The 680-nt window shown below is 67.9% G+C and carries 1 protein-coding gene; it reads right to left on the reverse strand.

Annotated features, from left to right (window positions below; translation table 11 throughout):
- Positions 1-570: alcohol dehydrogenase catalytic domain-containing protein (locus EN906_RS36215; RefSeq protein ID WP_164777712.1), on the reverse strand; the 570-nt coding region annotated here is incomplete at its 3' end.
- Between the last annotated feature and the right edge of the window lie 110 nt (positions 571-680).

The following is a 680-nucleotide window of genomic DNA, read 5'->3' on the forward strand; positions in this document are numbered from 1 at the left end:
GTCGAGCAGCGTCACGTCGAGTTCGGCGATGCGGGCGAAGATGGCGGTGCCGAGCCCGATCGGGCCGGCGCCGATGACCAGCGTGCGGGCGCCGGGGTCGGCGCGGGCGCGCCGCACGGCATGCGCGCCGATGGCCAGGAACTCGACTGCGGCGGCGTCGGCCAGCGACAGGCCGTTGGCCGGATAGAGATTTTGCGCCGGCACCAGGATCTGTTCGCACATGGCGCCGTCGCGATGCACGCCCAGCACCTCGATCCTGAGGCAGCAATTGGGCTTGCCGTGCCGGCAGGCGATGCACTTGCCGCAGGAAAGATAGGGGTTGATCACCACGGGCTCACCAACGGCAAGATCGACGCCGTCGCCGGTCTCGACGATCGTTCCCGACACCTCATGGCCCATGATGCGAGGATAGGCGAGGAACGGGTGCTTGCCCTCGAAAATGTGGTAGTCGGTGCCGCAGATGCCGACATGGCTGACCGCCACCAGCGCCCAGCCGGGAGGCGGTGCCTCTGGTGCGGGCCGGTCTTCAAGGACGAGATCGCCGGGCGAACGGCAGAGGACGGCTTTCATGCGCTAATCCAGTCATGAAATCGCCGGCCCGTTGGTGTGGCGGGCCGGCGGGTTGTTTGGGGATCGCTACTTTCCGCGGCGGGGGGGGGCGTCGGAGTAGAAGCATGTGG

Origin of the sequence: Mesorhizobium sp. M7A.F.Ca.CA.004.06.1.1 (genome assembly GCF_003999135.1) — a bacterium.
Taxonomy (GTDB): Bacteria; Pseudomonadota; Alphaproteobacteria; order Rhizobiales; family Rhizobiaceae; genus Mesorhizobium.